This window comes from Enterobacter sp. MEB024 (genome assembly GCF_030209635.1).
Classification (GTDB): domain Bacteria; phylum Pseudomonadota; class Gammaproteobacteria; order Enterobacterales; family Enterobacteriaceae; genus Enterobacter; species Enterobacter ludwigii.
On record NZ_JARVRQ010000003.1, the window covers coordinates 596,197 to 612,483 of the forward strand.

The following is a 16,287-nucleotide window of genomic DNA, read 5'->3' on the forward strand; positions in this document are numbered from 1 at the left end:
AGTAATGAGCGTAAAATCAATGGTTGCACCTGGGTATTGTATTGTTCAGCAGCCCGGGACGTTGGATTTTCAGGCGAGGCTTCTGTTTAATAATCCTAATAGCGATGCAGCGCGTCATTTTATGCAAATTAATAGCGATACTCAATGGTCCAAACCTGGTCAAATGTTAATTGTCAATGATCCAGGAAACAATAATGCAGTGCAACTTAAACAACTGCAAATCGCAAAACAGAAAGTTAATAGTTCTCTGGCGGATCTTAATTCAGGTGAGGCTAATTTCCTCTCTCAGCACTATGGCACAATTGCCGCAGTCACAAACTTTATGGATAAGTCCCTTGGTGTGGTTTCTGATGCGGGTGACAAATACTTCAGTGAAATCGAAAAAAAATTAAAATCCATTGAGTTGGCCTATCAAAATCAGTACAGAACGCAAGGGACATTAATAGGGCAACAGTTTTTTGTTGAGCGTCAACGATTGTTCTCTGAGTTAGATGTTTTATTAAATAAACTGTCCAGATTAACTCTTAAAATGAAACCTTATAATGAACTCAGACATGCATTAGGCTTATCGAGCAGATCAATTGTGCATGAATGGAGCACTGCCGGTGTTGGTTCTATTCGGGGTTATTCGACATACATTGATAATGCTTCAAAGGCCGCTCGTTTTCTTAAAATGGGGGGATGGCTTGCAATAGGCTTTGCAGGTGCAAATACGACCAATGAAGTTTACAATGCGTGTACCGTTGGACGAGAGCAGAGTTGCTCAAAAGTTGCTGTAAAAAAATACAGTAGCTTTGGTGCAGGTCTTGCTGGTGGCATTTACGGTGGCAAATATGGTGCCATAGCCGGGGCGGGAGTTTGCGTTGCGCTGGGAGTTGCAACTGGCGGTGTAGGATTGCTCGCATGCTCTATTGTCGGTGCGGCTGCGGGTGGATACGCTGGTAGCGAAATAGCAGGTGGAGCAACAGAGTATATGATGGATAAATTATGGTAAATCTCGAGAATTTACTTTTATTGCTGACTGTGGGTTTGTTTCTCGTTGTTGTAATTATGGATCTGTTTAGTTCTCGTTATTTTAAAAAACACGAGGCTGACTATAATCAGCTCCTTTCTGACTACAGACGCAAAGGTTATGATCTCGATCTGGTAACAAATTACGCTTCTTTTTTTGGATCACTGGCAAACTATCAAAAAATAATCTGGTTTATTCGTCTTCATAAGGGCGTGAAGATGAAGTTTACTCGCGACAGGCTGGTGCAGGAAGAAGCTTATAAATATATTCAATCATTACCAGATGAAAAAATTGCCTGGATGCTAAAACTGCATCGTCGTTATAAAGTGCAGGCATTAATATTCACTCTATGGCTCATTGTTGGATTATTTTTTGTAAATTTCATTAAATAGTTTTGTTGATATTCTCCTCCTCAAACGCCGCCGTTCTCGCCCCGAGAGCGGCAGCGTTTGAGCGCTAATCATACCAGCAGGAATACGCCATGCGATTCACGATTATTTCTACAAAACCCGGTCATCAGCCGCCGCAGAGCAGCTGTGATTTTTATGCCCCGGGCGGCACCATTGGGCGCGGTACGGATAACAATCTGGTATTGCCGGACAATGACCGCACCATCTCGCGTTTGCAGGCCATTGTTCACGTTGACGCCCAGGGCGAATGCCGCGTCACTAACCGTGGCAGCGTCACCCGCGTGGTATTGAATGACATTCCGCTTGAGCGCGGGCGCCAGGTAGAGCTGCAGGATGGGGACATTCTCGGTATTGATGATTACCGCATCGAAGTGACCGAACTGATTCATGATACGCAGCCAGTCAGCCGCATGGCGGCGACCATGCAGCAGCAGGCGCGTCCAGCCGCGGCCCCTGCGGCAGCCCCGCAGCCAAAGCCTGCGAGCGCCGCCCCGCGCGGGAAGGCGGAACCGACTGCTGTGCCGTCGGAAATCTGGGATAGCCTTATGCAGGAGTTCTCTATCTCCGACAGCATTTCCAGTTCTCGGGCGAAGGCGCAGCCGGCAGCGTCGCACGATCCGTTCTCCCAGCCTGTCGCACCTGAGCGTAACGCTGAAGATCCGCTGGCGATGTTCAATGACAGCGATCCGAAGCTTGAGCGTAAGAACGTGGATCCGGATACGCTGTTCAGTGACGAAGCATTGTTCAAAAAAGAGAGCATTTTTGACGACGTCACCCCGTCTACGCTGGTGCCGCCCAATGAAGCTAAACCTGCGCAGCCACAAGAAGAGCATACGGATGAACTCGATCCGCTGGCACTGTTTGGCGGTAGTGCCAGCGCACCTGCTGCACGAAATGATGACCCCCTCGGGTTGATGGGCGGGGCACCGTTAACCCATCCGGATGAAATTGTCGGCGATAAGCCAGAGGCCGTCGTTGAGCCAGACCTGACGCCAGAGCCGCAAGCAGAACAGGAAGAGGACGTCCTTGCCGCTTCTCCGCTGTTTGCTCCTGAGCCGCAGGTGCCGCCGCGCGTGGAAGAAGAAGAGCCGGCGCGACCGGATTATGCCGGCTTCACCATGCCAACCCCGCAGGCCGTGGCGCGCAGTAATGCCCAGGCACCTAAAGGGCGTTTGCGTATTGACCCGGTCAAAAACGCGGCGTCGCCAGCAGCCCATAATGGCGAAAAGGGTGAAGTACTGCAGGGCGAATTACTTGAGGCACTGCTGGAAGGGATGGGGCTCAGCGAAATGCAGCCCGTCCCGCAGTTTGACCGTGAAAATATGCGTCAGCTGGGGCAAATTCTGGGCATGTTCTCTCAGGGCACCGTGGCGCTGCTTTCTTCGCGCTCCATTCTCAAGCGCGGCGTAAAAGCCGATATGACCATGGTACTTGATGATGCCAACAACCCGTTCAAACTGTTGCCGACCGGGAAAACCGTTCTGATCCAGATGTTCGGTACGCCAATGCCGGGCTTTATGCCGCCGACAAAATCCGTGCGTGACGCGCTGATCGATCTGCAGGCGCATCAGCTGGGTATGATCTCCGGTATCCGCGCCATCATTGCCGCCATGCTGCAATCCTTCAACCCGGAACAGCTGGAAGAGCAGGCGAAGCAGAACGGGATGACCTCCCGACTGGCGTTGCCGGGCAGCCGCAAAGCAGCACTGTGGGACTACTTTGTCCGCAGCTACGGTGAAACGGCAGGCGAGATTGAGGATGACTTCCACACCCTGTTTGGCGAAGCCTTCCTCCATGCCTATGACATGGAGGTAAATCAGTACAAAGACTCACAGAGCGGATCGGAAGAAAAATGAATATCGCAACGGCTTCTCTCTCCCGCCAGGGGACGCGCGCCAGCAACCAGGATCAGACGGGAGAAACCATAGGGGAACGTTCAGCCTGCTTTGTCGTCTGTGATGGTATCGCTGGTCTGCCGGGCGGTGAGGTGGCCGCTGAACTGGCCCGCAACAGTATTATCTCCCGCTTCGATGGCGACAAGCACCTGAACGCGCAGCATATTCGCGACTATGTGCAAACGGCGAATCGCACCATTCTCAGCGAACAGCAGGCGGTTCAGGATTATCGTCGGATGGGCACCACGCTGGTCAGTCTGTTTATCGACAGAGATTACCGGCTGGCCTACTGGGCACATGCCGGGGACAGCCGCCTGTATCTGTTTCGCCGGGGCTGGCTGTGGCATGTCACCACCGATCACAGCCTGGTTCAGCAGATGAAAGATGCAGGACACGACACCGATAACCTCAACAGCAATCTGCTCTATCTGGCGCTGGGTATTGAAAACGGCGGGCCGGAAGCGAGCTACAGCGATGTGGTGCAGGTCGAAGACGGAGATGCATTTCTACTCTGTACGGACGGTTTCTGGCACGGCGTCAGCGAAGAACAGATGAAACAGTCGCTGCACATGGTTAACACGCCACAAGAGTGGCTGACCTTAATGAACCAAATCATCCAAAAGAATGGCGAACAGGAGGGGAATGCTCAGGATAACTATACCGCCCTGGCGGTATGGATGGGCAACCCTCAGGACACCACTTTGCTGCATACGCTTTCTGACGCAGCACAATTTCTTCCCTGCGGAACTGATTAGACACACAAGGAACGATATGAAACTTTGGCTATCGGGTTTAGCACTTCTGGCGGTGGCGTCCACCGCGCAGGCTGAGAATTTCCGCATCGTGCAGTCTCCTGCGCAGAAGCTGGATATCTGGATTGATAACATCAAAGACAACACCCCACAGAGCTGGTGTAAGTCAGAGATTGCGCTGCGTATCGTGGCGAACGGCAACAAAGACGTTTCGGTTCTGGAGAACTTTGTCCCGCGTCTGGGCTCGCTGCTGGAACACCAGTGCAGCAAAGTCAGTAAACTGAGCTGGACGCTGAACGATCCGTCCGGGACGACGCTGGCGCAGGGGACAGCAGGCAAAGCGCAGGACTGGGCGCTGGTGGTAAAACAGCAGCAGACTGCGCCAGTGAGTACTCCGGCCAGCGGTGCGTTGCTGCCGCCGGACCAGAACGCGGAAACCCACACGGTTGCTGCCGATCGCACGCCGTGGCAGGAATTTACCCTTCAGGACGGCTGCCATCTGCGTACCTTCTGGGAAGGAGGCTCGTCTGCTCCGGCGCTCTTTATTCCGGATTCAGACACCACCCGCTGCGGAAACGGGAGCTGGCTGAGTGGTCATACGGTTATCTCCCAGTCCCGTAATGGTGGACAAAAAGAGATACCGGTGACCTACATTCACGGCTTCCCGGTCATGGGACTGAATCAAAGTGCCGACCCGGAAAACGCGCTGATCACCTCTGTCAACAAAGAGCGCATGGTTTTCAGCACCTCCAACAGCGACCAGAGCTGGATGATCCTGCCTTACGACAGCAGCCTCAACGGCTGGAAAAGCAACGGCACGGTGGCCGTGGAGATTTCACGTGAGACCGCCAGCGACGATGCAAAACTGCAGGCGCGTATCGCCGCGGTGAAAAAAATCTGGGGCGCCTGGGTTACCCCTGGCACAACGCTCAATATCGTCCTGATTGACACCCTGCGCCCACAGTTGCGCGATCCGGCAGTCGGCGCCTGGCGCGCGGCAAACTAAGGAATGGCTATGAATACGCTCTATCAACACCTGGCGGGTGAATCGCTGAGTGACGCGCTGGTGCGTCTTGAAGCTGAGATCAAAGCCCGTCCGGCCGATGCCGATCTCCGTGCCGCGTTTGTGCAATTTTTGACCCTCAGTGGTAACTGGACGCGTGCCCTGACTCAGCTGAAAAGCTGGCTGGCACTTAAGCCCCAGGCTAAACCAACCGTTACCCTGCTGGAGCAGTCCATCCAGGGCGAGCTGCAGCGCGCGCAGGTGATGACGGGGCAGGCTCGTCCTGCCATGCCTGAAACGCAGTGGCCGTGGCTTACCACGCTTGCCGCCGCGCTTAATGACGCGGGAGAGCGTGCTCAGGCGCTGCGTCTGGAAGCCCTTGAGCAGGCGCAGGCAACGGCGGGTCAAATCACGCTTGAGAATGACGAGACGCAGGCATTCGCATGGCTGATGGACGGCGATGCTCGTCTGGGGCCCGTGTGTGAAACCATCGTCAACGGCCGTTATTTCTGGCTGCCGTTTAACGCCATCGCCGAGATCCGTTTCCAGGCGCCTGCCAGCGTGACTGACCTGGTGTGGCGTCATGCGCTGGTGCGCCTGACGGACGGTACCGAACAGGTTTGCCAGATTCCGGCGCGCTATCCTTTCGCAGCGGATGCGTCTGACGCGGTTAAGCTCGCGCGCACCACCGAATGGCTGCCGCTCGACAATGACGGCACGCTGTATGAAGGCATGGGGCAGAAAGCCTGGCTAAGCGAGCAAAGCGAAAGCCCATTGCTGTCGTTGAACCTGGTGACGTTTGCTGCGGATGGAGCCCATGAGTAATCCCGCTGGCGAAGGCGATCTGCTGCGCAGCGGCTGGCAAGCCCGCAGCAAGCAGGAGAAGGTGGGGGCGCGCGATAAAATGCAGCCCTCGCTGCTGGATCGCCTCACCGATAACGATCCGGAAAAAAAACGCGAGTCCGCCAACAGTAATCTGATTACCCACGCCGCCCTGCGCCGCAACGTGCTGCGGGATCTGCAGTGGTTGTTTAACACCATCAACCATGACGCATCCGGTGACCTGAGCGCGTTGCCGCATGTGAACCGCTCGGTGGTTAATTTTGGCGTCGCGCCGCTGGCCGGGAAAAGAATGTCAGACATTGAATGGCACGACATTCAGCACAAGCTTACCGAGGCCATCATTAACTTTGAACCGCGTATTTTGCCGCAGGGACTGCAGGTCCGCTGCGTGTCAGACACCACGTCACTGGATCTGCACAACGTGTTGTCCATTGAGATAAAAGGGCGTCTGTGGTGTGTGCCGTACCCGCTGGAGTTTCTGTTTCGCACCGATGTCGATCTGGAAAACGGCCATTTTGAACTGAAAGATGCGGGGTGATCATGGAAAGTAAACTGCTCGAATATTACAACCGTGAACTGGCCTATCTGCGTGAAATGGGCGCTGAATTTGCCGAGCGCTATCCTAAAGTCGCGGGTCGACTGGGCATGCGCGGCATCGAAGTGGCGGACCCGTATACAGAACGCCTGATGGAGGGGTTCGCGTTCCTGACCTCCCGCGTGCAAATGAAAATGGATGCGGAGTTCCCGCGCTTCTCCCAGCGTTTGCTGGAAATGATTGCGCCAAACTATCTCGCGCCAACCCCCTCAATGGCGATTGCTGAAATCCAGCCCGACAGCACGCGTGGCGATCTGAGCAACGGTTTTAAGGTGCCGCGCGGCACCATGATGGACAGCCTGGCGCTGAAAAAGACCGGAGTCACCTGCAGCTACACCACGGCGCATGAAGTTAATCTGCTGCCGCTGAAAATCGATAAGGTCGAGCTGGGCGGTGTGCCTGCCGATCTGCCGCTGGCGCAGCTGGGCCTGAGCCAGCGGGGGATCAACAGCGCGTTACGGATCCGCATTGCCTGTGATGGCCCGCAGCATCTTGGGCATCTGGATTTTGACCGTCTGGAGTTTTTCCTTAGCGGCCCGGATATTGAGGCGCTCAAGCTGCTTGAGCTGGTCATGGAGCACCACGCCGGGATTGTCTGCCAGACCGTCAGCAAGCACCCGCAGCGACAGCTGCTCTCTGCGGATGCCTTGCGACAGGAAGGGTTTGAGCCGGACCAGGCGCTGCTTCCGGACGACCTGCGCAACTTTGACGGCTATCGTCTGCTGCAGGAATACTTTGCGTTTCCGGCACGGTTCCGCTTTATCAGCCTCAGCGGTCTGGGCAAGCTTATCCAGCACTGTGAAAATGAAAAAGCGTTCGATATTTTCATCCTGCTGGATAAAAGCGATGAGCAACTGGAGCGGGTGGTTGATGCCAGCCATCTGGCGATGCATTGCACGCCGGTGATCAACCTTTTTCCGAAAGTGGCGGCGCGGCAGAAGCTGAGTGAGAGCCAGCATGAATATCATCTGGTGGTGGATAACATCCGTCCCCTGGATTATGAAATTTATGCGGTAAACAAAATCTTCGGCAGTGCCGACGGCCAGCGTGACGACCAGACGTTTCGTCCTTTCTGGAGCACCTGGAGCGGTGATGCGGGCAACTATGGCGCCTATTTTTCCCTGCGACGCGAGCAGCGAGTGCTCTCTGAACATGCCCTGCGCTACGGCACCCGCACCGGTTATATCGGCTCCGAAGTCTTTGTTTCGCTGGTGGATGAACAGCATGCACCCTGGCAGGAAAATCTGCGCTATATCTCCGCGGAAGTATTGTGCACCAGCCGCGACCTGCCGCTGATGCTTCAGCAGGAACTCGGACAGTTCATCATGGCCGATTCCATGCCGGTGAAATCCCTGACCCTGCGAAAAGGCCCAACGCCGCCACGCCCGGCTCTGGCCGAAGGGTTTAGCACCTGGCGATTGATCAGCCAGCTGCAGATGAACTATCTCAGCCTGATGGACAGCGAAAACGAAGAGGGCGCCGCCGCCCTGCGTCAGCTGTTAGGGCTGTATGCTAACCTGGCGGAGACGCCGGTAGCGCGTCAGGTTGAGGGCGTTCGCCACTGCGTGCTGGAGCCGGTTCACCGTCGCGTTCCGGAGCCGGGCCCGGTGGTCTTTGCGCGCGGGATCGGCATTACTCTGACGGTGGATGAGCGTGCGTTTTCCGGCGCCAGCCCCTGGCTTTTCGGCAGCGTGCTGGAACGCCTGTTTGCCCGTCTGGTGTCCATCAACAGCTTTACTGAATTCACGCTGAAGAGTCAGCAGCGCGGTGAGATTGGCTACTGGGCACCGCGTATGGGGAAAAGGGCACTACTATGAGCGAAGTCGCCTCCGCGCCGCTGCGTGTCCATCGCCTGACGCCGTTGCCGGACGCTTTCTGGCGCGGCGTTCGCGAGACGCCGTGGCGCTACGATCTGTTCCAGCTATTAAGACGCATTGATGCCCAGGGCGGTGAACGTTATCCGCTGGGGCGCGCGCCGCTGCCGAAATTTGAACCGTTACGTATCGGTCAGCAGCCATCGATGAGCTTTGCGCCGTCGACCCTCGCGCAGGTGCGCCAGCGTGAAGAGAACGGGCTGCACGAGGTGTCTATCCTCAGCTTCGGTCTGTTTGGTCCAAATGGCCCGCTGCCTGTCCATATGACAGAGTACGCCCGGGAGCGTATTCATCATCATCAGGACACCAGCCTGAGCGCGTTTGCCGATCTGTTCCATCATCGCCTGACGCTGTTGTTTTACCGTGCCTGGGCTGATGCGCAGCCCGCCGTCTCTCTTGACCGCGCGGACAACAAACGCTTTGAGGGGTACCTGGCATCCTTGATCGGGATGGGCCAGCCGGGGCAGATGACCAAAGGCAGCCTGAGCGCACATGCCCGTTTTACTCACGCCGGACACCTGACTCGTCACGCACGGGATCCGGAAGGGCTGGAGAAGATCCTGCGCAACTATTTTAACGCCCCGGTAAAACTGGTCACGAACGTGGCGCAGTGGATGCCGCTTTCGCCGCGGGAACAGGCGCAGCTGGGTGAAGGGCGTCGTCTGCCGCGGATGGGAGAATCCGCTTTTCTCGGCGTTGCGGTGCGCGACGTGCAGCACAAGTTTCGTATCGAAATCGGCCCACTGAGCGCGGACGAGTACAACCGCTTCCTGCCAGGCGAAGCGTGGGTCACTGAACTGCGCGACTGGGTACGCCAGTACGCAGGGGTAGAATTTGAATGGGAAACTCGGGTTATTCTGCGCGCCGACGCGGTGCAGGGTGCCTCGCTCGGTAGCGCCGGGCGGTTAGGTTACAACACCTGGCTGGGCCTTCAACCTCAGCCTGTCCCACGTGGCGATCTGGTGTATCGCGCAGAGCGATAATTTTTCTCACGCATTGTTATCAACGGAACCGAACATGTCAGAAATCAGCCGTGCCGTGCTTTTCGGCAAACTGGATACGCTGTTATTTACCTCACTGGAAAGCGCCACCGCGTTCTGCAAGCTGCGCGGCAACCCCTATGTTGAGCTGGTGCACTGGCTGCATCAGCTGATGCAGCAGCAGGATGGCGATCTGCAACAGGTGATACGTCATTTTGCTCTCGATGAACAGCAGCTGACGCGCGATATCGTGGCCGCACTGGATGCGCTGCCACGTGGCGCGAGTTCTGTTTCCGATCTGTCAGAACATATCGACAGCGCCGTGGAGCGCGCGTGGGTGTTTGGCTCGCTGAAGTATGGCGTCAGCCGTATTCGCGGCGGACATTTGCTGATTGGCATCCTGAAAACCTGGAATCTGGCTAACGTGCTGAAAAGCATCTCGGCGCAGTTCACCCGCCTAAACGTCGACGTGCTGATCGAGCAGTTTGATGCGATTTGCGCTCAGAGCAAAGAGACGCAGCAGGCGGCCGCTGCCGCGGATACGCCAGCCGGTACGGTGCCTGCCGCACAAGGGACGCTGGCCCAGTATGGTCAGGACCTGACCGCGCGCGCGCGTGAAGGGAAGATTGACCCGGTTGTCGGGCGCGATGAAGAGATCCGCCAGATGGTCGATATTCTGATGCGCCGTCGCCAGAATAACCCGCTGCTGACCGGGGAAGCTGGCGTTGGCAAAACGGCGGTGGTGGAAGGGCTGGCGCTGCGTATCGCCGAAGGCGTCGTGCCGGCACCGCTGCAGAATATTCAGCTTTGGCTGCTGGATATAGGCATGCTGCAGGCCGGCGCAGGCATGAAAGGCGAGTTCGAAGCGCGTCTGCAGGCCCTGATTAATGAAGTGCAGTCCAGCGCTACGCCAGTCATTCTGTTTATCGATGAGATCCACACCCTGATTGGCGCTGGCGGTCAGCAGGGTACCGGCGATGCCGCTAACCTGCTCAAGCCGGCCCTGGCGCGCGGGCAACTGCGCACCATCGGGGCCACCACCTGGGCGGAATACAAAAAATACATCGAGAAAGACCCGGCGCTGACCCGTCGTTTCCAGACGGTACAGGTTCACGAGCCGGACGAAGCCAAAGCGATTCTGATGCTGCGCAGCACCGTGTCGCCGCTGGAGACGCATCACCAGGTACTGCTTCTCGACGAAGCGGTCAGCGCGGCGGTCAAGCTTTCACATCGTTATATTCCGGCGCGTCAGTTGCCGGATAAAGCCGTTGCGCTGCTTGATACTGCCTGTGCCCGCGTGGCGGTCAGCCAGAGCGCGCCACCGGCACAGCTGGAAGATTGCCTGCGCCATCTCGCGGCCCTGGATGTGGAGATCGAGATTGCCGGACGCGAAGCGCGCGTGGGTGCCGGCGATCCGGAGCGCGTCGCAGCCTTGACCGCCGAGCGCGATACATACGAAACAAAGCGCGAAGCCCTGACCCAGCGCTGGGAAGAGGAACGTGCTCTTGTGACTGAAATCATCCGCCTGCGTGCCGCGCTGTTTGCCGCGGGTGATGACGAGACCGGCGAACTGCGCAGCGCGCTTAACGCGCAGCAGCAGGCGCTCAACGCTTTACAGGGCGACGAGCCGCTGCTGTTTGCGGCGGTGGATGAAAATGTGGTGGCGGCGGTGGTCTCTGACTGGACCGGTATCCCGCTGGGCCGGATGGTGAAAAACGAGATTGATGCGGTGCTCAACCTGGCTGATACCCTCAACCAGCGCGTCATCGGCCAGCGTCACGGCCTGGATCTCATTGCCCGTCGCGTGAAAACCTCGCGGGCAAAACTCGACGATCCGAACAAACCTGTTGGCGTATTTATGCTCTGTGGCCCGTCCGGCGTGGGGAAAACGGAAACCGCACTGGCGCTGGCGGAGTCGCTTTATGGTGGTGAGCAGAACGTTATCACCATCAACATGAGTGAATTCCAGGAAGCCCACACCGTTTCCACCTTAAAAGGTGCGCCTCCAGGATACGTGGGTTATGGTGAAGGCGGGGTGCTAACCGAGGCCGTTCGCCGTCGCCCGTACAGCGTGGTCTTGCTGGACGAAATTGAAAAAGCGCACCCGGATGTACATGAAATCTTCTTCCAGGTCTTCGATAAAGGCTGGATGGAAGATGGCGAGGGCCGCCATATTGATTTCCGTAACACCATCATTATTCTGACGTCCAACGTCGGCACCGATCTGATCAGCGCCATGTGTGCCGATCCAGAACTGATGCCTGAGCCTGAGGCGTTAAGCGGCGCGTTGCGTCAGCCGCTGCTGGAGGTCTTCCCACCGGCGCTGCTGGGCCGTCTGCTGGTGGTGCCGTATTATCCACTGAGCGACGAGATGCTGGGGCAGATTGTCCGCCTGCAGCTCAAACGCATTCAGCGTCGTCTGCAAGAGAATCACAATATTATTTCCGAGTTTGATGACAGCGTGGTGGAACAAATTGTTCAGCGCTGTACCGAGGTGGAGTCTGGCGGCCGCATGGTGGACGCTATTCTGACAAACACCTTGCTGCCTCAGATGAGCCAGATATTACTTACCGCCAGCCGCAGCGATGAGCAGTACCGACGTCTGCACGTCACCTGTGAGCAGGGCGAGTTTCACTGTCAGTTTGCCGCGTAATAATCATCAAGAGAACTGTAAAAGATGACGGATAATGATAACAATCGGACTGTCCCAAACGCGCTCCCGGTCGGGTATCGCTTCAACGAGTTTGAAATTAAAGAGGTGATCGGCGGCGGCGGGTTCGGCATCGTCTATCGCGCGTGGGATCATCAGCTCGAACGCACTATCGCTATCAAAGAATTCATGCCTGCCTCGCTCGCCGTGCGCGGCGACGATATGACGCTGGTACTGCGCAGCGAACGTTTTGGCAAAGCGTTTTCCGCCGGCCTGAACAGCTTCATTCAGGAAGCCCGCCTGCTGGCGCGCTTCAACCACCCGAACCTGCTTCACGTGCTGCGTTTCTGGGTGCAAAACGATACGGCCTATATGGGAACGCTGTTCTATAGCGGTACCACGCTTTCCCGCCTGCGCGAACAAAAACCGGAGCTGATTAACGAAGCCTGGATCCGTCGTATGCTGCCAATGCTGTTCGGTGCCATTAAGACAATCCATGACGAAGGCTATCTGCACCGCGACATCTCTCTGGATAACATCCAGATTCAGGACAACGGCCTGCCGGTTCTGCTCGATTTCGGCTCAGCGCGCCGCACCATTGGTAATCTCTCTGACGAGACGGAAACCATGCTGCGCCCGGGCTTTGCGCCAATCGAGCAGTACACTGACGACAACGAAAGCGAGCAGGGCCCGTGGACGGATATTTATGCCCTCGGCGCCGTGCTGCGTACCCTGATTGTCGGCTCACCGCCGCCGGTCAGCGTGGTGCGCTCAATCCAGGACACCTGCAAACCGCTGGTGGAACTGCAGCCACAGGGTTATTCCCTTTCGCTGTTGCAGGCCATCGACCGGGCGCTGGCGTTGCACATGGAAGACCGACCGCAGTCCATCGATGAATTCGCGGCGCTGATTGAGATGCCGGTAGCGGGTATCGACGATGTACTGAGCGCGAAAAAACCGGGCACGATGCTGGTACCGGTAGAGGAAGAGGCACCGGCTTCTGCACTGGACTGGCACCGGTACAAAATCCCGGCAATGGTTGCTGCGGGCGTGCTGGTTGGCGTCGTCGCCGGAGCGATGCTGTTTAGCGGTGGCGACCATGATGCGCCAGAGCAGGCGGCGCAGGCCCCCGCTGAGACGCGCTCCGTTGAAACCGCATCGAACGCGCCGGAAGTGAAACCGGAAACGGCGAAAGCCAGTGAACAGACTGCTCCGACTGCGACAGCGCAACCGGCCACCCCGCCGGTGGATGCCAGCCCGGTGGCACTGGTCTATATCCGTATTCTTGACGGTGAGACCCTGAAAGTGAACGGTGAGCCAAAAACACTGCGTCCGGCAAATAACGGTTATGCATCGCTCAAGCTACCTGCGGGCGAGGCCAGAATTGAACTGCAGGGCAACGGGAAAACGCGTACCCAGACGCTGGATATCGCGAAGCCTGGCACCTGGCTGGTGAATCCGTAAGTAAGGTAAGCAGGGACCGGTAACAGGACGGAGCGAATGTATAACCTCAAGTTTGTCTATCTTTTCAGCGAGAATGTCTCGCCAGCGCTTTTCGCGAAAATTATCCGCCCGTCCGTAGCCGGGCAGTGGATAATGTCAGTTCCCGACAATTCGCTGCGCTCGCTGTTTACGCGTTACGATTTGCTGCATTCCATCACCGGGGCGAATCCCTATCAGTCAGGACGCGATACCCGTAAGCTGATCGTGCAGGATCTCGATATCGGCAGGATCGTTGCCATCGACGAGAGTTTCCGCAACTGGTCATCGGTAACGGAGATATTTTATATCAATGCCGATGGCCGACTGCAGGCGGCCTCGCTTACCGGTCTGGGCTGGTATCCGGTAAGCACAATCGTCGATCGCTACGAAACCATGGTGCGAACCTACGGTGCCCGTCCTGCGCCGACGGTACTGCCGAAGCAGGTGGTGAAATCCAAAGCGGCACAGGTGCCGGATGAGGCCACGCCGGGCAAAGACGGTAAAACCTATGCTTCGCAGCTACAGCAGATGACCAAGGCGGAACGCTGGCAGGCGCGTAAGGATCTGATCGCGAAGGGGAGTAATAGCCTTTACCCGGATGCGCAGATCGCCGCTAAACGACTGGCGGCGAATAATATTGCGGTGGAGAAAGCGAAGCTTGCTGAGAATGTTTATAAGACAGTGAATCCGCTGCAGACAACGCCGGAGGTGCCAGAGGGCTGGAAGGATATAAGCAACGATGCATCGGTGCTAAAGAAGTTAGGTCTTAAAAGTAAAACACTTTATGACAAGAGTGAGGATCCTGATTTTCTGGCACGCGTCTATCAGCCTGACCCTGACGTTTTTGGTGGCGATATGAACCCTACGCTGGTGTTCAGAGGGTCGAGGCAACCAGAGTTTTTCCCCATGAAGAACATGACTGACTGGAAAAATAACGGTGCGCAGGGGCTTGGGTTGGAGTCGGATTATTACCGAAGAGCCGTAAGTATGGGCGAGCAGCTCGCCAAATCAGGTCAAAAAATAGACATTGCGGGGCACTCTCTTGGGGGAGGTTTAGCATCAGCCACCTCTATGGCAAGCGGTATGGCGGGATGGACGTTTAATGCTTCTGGCCTAAATTCCGGTACCGTCGAGAAATATGGCGGAAGCATATTGGGCAGCACGGATAACATTCAGGCTTACCGCGTCGAGGGTGAACTGCTGACCAGGACTCAGGAAGTAAATGTTTGGGAAGATTTTAAAATGGTAAAAGGGCACGTGCCAGCACTTATAGCGAAAGAAGAGATTTCTGCCATTATGCCCAATGCTGCCGGAATAGCTCACGACCTTCCTGGTGGAATGGGGAGTGCATTTGACCGACATGGAATAGATCAAGCGATAAACTGTATTGAACAACAGAAGGATGAGGATATCTCTATTATCAGGAGCCGCGCGTGAAATCACTAATTTTTGGCTGGGTAGCGCTTTGTTTAATGTTTATGGTTCAGGGGTGCAAGCAAAATATGGATTTACAACCAGATAATTACTTTAATGGTGACCAGCTCACATTAGCGCGCGCAATTGAGAATGGTGACGGCGATGAGGTGAAAAAGTTAGCTTCGAAAACTGATTTAAACAAACCTGGTAAAGAGGACATGACCCTGTTGTTTTGGGCGGTGATGAATTCACTTAACGATAAAAAAACGCCTGAACATTTAAAAATTATCACTACTCTGATTAAGGCTGGCGCAGATCCGCTGCAGCCGAGGCCGCAGGGAAAAAGTTCGCCTGCAGAATTAGTATTAAAAGCGGACAGCGACGTGTGGATAAAGGCGATGCTGGACGGCGGATTATCTCCAGATGCAAAAGACAAAACGTTTGGTGAGCCTATAATATTCGAAAGTATCGAAGCGAAAAATACCGAGACACTCAAGGCGATGCTTGACGGCGGAGCGGATATTAATATTACCGACTCACTGGGTAGTACATTGTTAGTAGCCGCGCTGGATTACCACGCTTACGATCACGTGCTCCTTTTGCTGAAACGCGGTACTGACCCTGAAATTAGGACTATCAATGGCTGGACGATGGGTAATCAACTTCAACGTTATCTGAACAGAACAGAAGAAGGCAGTGAAGAATATAAAAAACTAACTGAAATCAAAGAGACGCTTATTCAACATGGTGGTAAATGGCCGCCAGCACCAGTCAAGTAAAGGTTAGGGCGAACATGACCGCGAAAAATAAAATTTTCTATTTCTGGGGTGTTATGGATGTCATCGGGATTGTGTTTTATTCGATTGGTCCATACCATTTACTTGAGTCATGGTGGGTTTCCACCGGAGGAAATCCGGGTGTAATTATCTTTATGCTGATAGCAGGTGGCGTAAACGGAATAGTGACAGGTGCTTTTTACCTTGTTTATCTCCTCATGCCAGTTTCCTTGCTTTTTTCTGCCTGGTTTTTTTTCACAAAACATCGATATGCGGTCGGTTTTGCTCTTATACAAGAAGTGCTGCGCGTTATCATCTTCAGTTGCTCAGTGACACTTTTCCCTATGGCGATCGCTGGTTTAGGATTGAGCGTTATTTCCATTAATATTGCTTTATTTATATTATCGGAAATATTAAAGATTGGCTCTCTCATATATATAATCAAAACAGTTCGCGCTAAATAACCAATCTGACACTGCATAGTATTACCATGACACATTTAGTGCCGTGAGTCTTTGCATCGCATAAGCCATATGGAATAAAGTTATGCTCAACCGAATTACCGTTCAGCTCCCGGTGGAGGGGCTTCTGTTCTGGAA

The 16,287-nt window shown here is 55.3% G+C and carries 14 protein-coding genes; all 14 read left to right on the top strand.

Annotated features, from left to right (window positions below):
- Window positions 1-4: 4 nt before the first annotated feature.
- The 14 genes from QRN24_RS09025 (at window position 5) to QRN24_RS09090 (ending at window position 16,152) form a co-directional block, all read left to right on the top strand.
- A complete protein-coding gene (locus tag QRN24_RS09025) occupies window positions 5-994 on the top strand; it encodes a hypothetical protein (protein ID WP_047955750.1) in 990 nt (329 codons plus the stop codon).
- A complete protein-coding gene (locus QRN24_RS09030) occupies window positions 988-1,404 on the top strand; it encodes a hypothetical protein (protein ID WP_032680802.1) in 417 nt (138 codons plus the stop codon). The genes QRN24_RS09025 and QRN24_RS09030 overlap by 7 nt, the downstream gene beginning before the upstream one ends.
- 89 nt (window positions 1,405-1,493) lie before the next feature.
- Window positions 1,494-3,278, top strand: coding sequence for a type VI secretion system-associated FHA domain protein TagH (gene tagH / locus QRN24_RS09035; protein ID WP_284942629.1), 1,785 nt, complete (start codon window positions 1,494-1,496; stop codon window positions 3,276-3,278).
- Entirely contained in the window at window positions 3,275-4,072 is a 798-nt protein-coding gene (locus QRN24_RS09040; RefSeq protein ID WP_014170545.1) for a PP2C family protein-serine/threonine phosphatase, read from the top strand. Before tagH ends, QRN24_RS09040 begins: the two co-directional genes overlap by 4 nt.
- A 16-nt stretch (window positions 4,073-4,088) precedes the next feature.
- Window positions 4,089-5,075: a hypothetical protein gene (locus QRN24_RS09045; protein WP_020883465.1), complete on the top strand. Its 987-nt coding sequence runs from the start codon at window positions 4,089-4,091 to the stop codon at window positions 5,073-5,075.
- Between the two features lie 9 nt (window positions 5,076-5,084).
- Window positions 5,085-5,897 (top strand): type VI secretion system accessory protein TagJ, encoded by an 813-nt coding sequence (locus tag QRN24_RS09050; RefSeq protein ID WP_284942630.1) that lies wholly within the window; start codon window positions 5,085-5,087, stop codon window positions 5,895-5,897.
- Window positions 5,890-6,453: a type VI secretion system baseplate subunit TssE gene (gene tssE, locus QRN24_RS09055; protein ID WP_284942631.1), complete on the top strand. Its 564-nt coding sequence runs from the start codon at window positions 5,890-5,892 to the stop codon at window positions 6,451-6,453. Before QRN24_RS09050 ends, tssE begins: the two co-directional genes overlap by 8 nt.
- 2 nt (window positions 6,454-6,455) lie before the next feature.
- Window positions 6,456-8,327, top strand: a complete 1,872-nt coding sequence (gene tssF, locus QRN24_RS09060) for a type VI secretion system baseplate subunit TssF (RefSeq protein WP_020883467.1) — start codon at window positions 6,456-6,458, stop codon at window positions 8,325-8,327.
- Window positions 8,324-9,367, top strand: coding sequence for a type VI secretion system baseplate subunit TssG (gene tssG, locus QRN24_RS09065; RefSeq protein ID WP_059305780.1), 1,044 nt, complete (start codon window positions 8,324-8,326; stop codon window positions 9,365-9,367). Before tssF ends, tssG begins: the two co-directional genes overlap by 4 nt.
- A gap of 34 nt (window positions 9,368-9,401) precedes the next feature.
- Window positions 9,402-12,017 carry a type VI secretion system ATPase TssH gene (gene tssH / locus QRN24_RS09070; protein WP_284942632.1) on the top strand — a complete coding sequence of 872 codons (2,616 nt, stop codon included), beginning with the start codon at window positions 9,402-9,404 and terminating at the stop codon, window positions 12,015-12,017.
- 24 nt (window positions 12,018-12,041) lie between these two features.
- On the top strand, window positions 12,042-13,478 hold the full coding sequence (locus QRN24_RS09075; RefSeq protein WP_251884828.1) for a serine/threonine protein kinase: 1,437 nt from the start codon (window positions 12,042-12,044) through the stop codon (window positions 13,476-13,478).
- A 36-nt stretch (window positions 13,479-13,514) separates the two neighbouring features.
- Window positions 13,515-14,933, top strand: coding sequence for a Tle-like phospholipase domain-containing protein (locus QRN24_RS09080; protein WP_050736959.1), 1,419 nt, complete (start codon window positions 13,515-13,517; stop codon window positions 14,931-14,933).
- Window positions 14,934-14,968: 35 nt separating this feature from the next.
- The gene (locus QRN24_RS09085) at window positions 14,969-15,691 is read left to right on the top strand and encodes an ankyrin repeat domain-containing protein (protein WP_198921950.1); all 723 of its coding nucleotides are present in this window, start codon (window positions 14,969-14,971) and stop codon (window positions 15,689-15,691) included.
- Window positions 15,667-16,152 carry a hypothetical protein gene (locus QRN24_RS09090; protein WP_224212625.1) on the top strand — a complete coding sequence of 162 codons (486 nt, stop codon included), beginning with the start codon at window positions 15,667-15,669 and terminating at the stop codon, window positions 16,150-16,152. Before QRN24_RS09085 ends, QRN24_RS09090 begins: the two co-directional genes overlap by 25 nt.
- The last annotated feature ends 135 nt before the right edge of the window (window positions 16,153-16,287 follow it).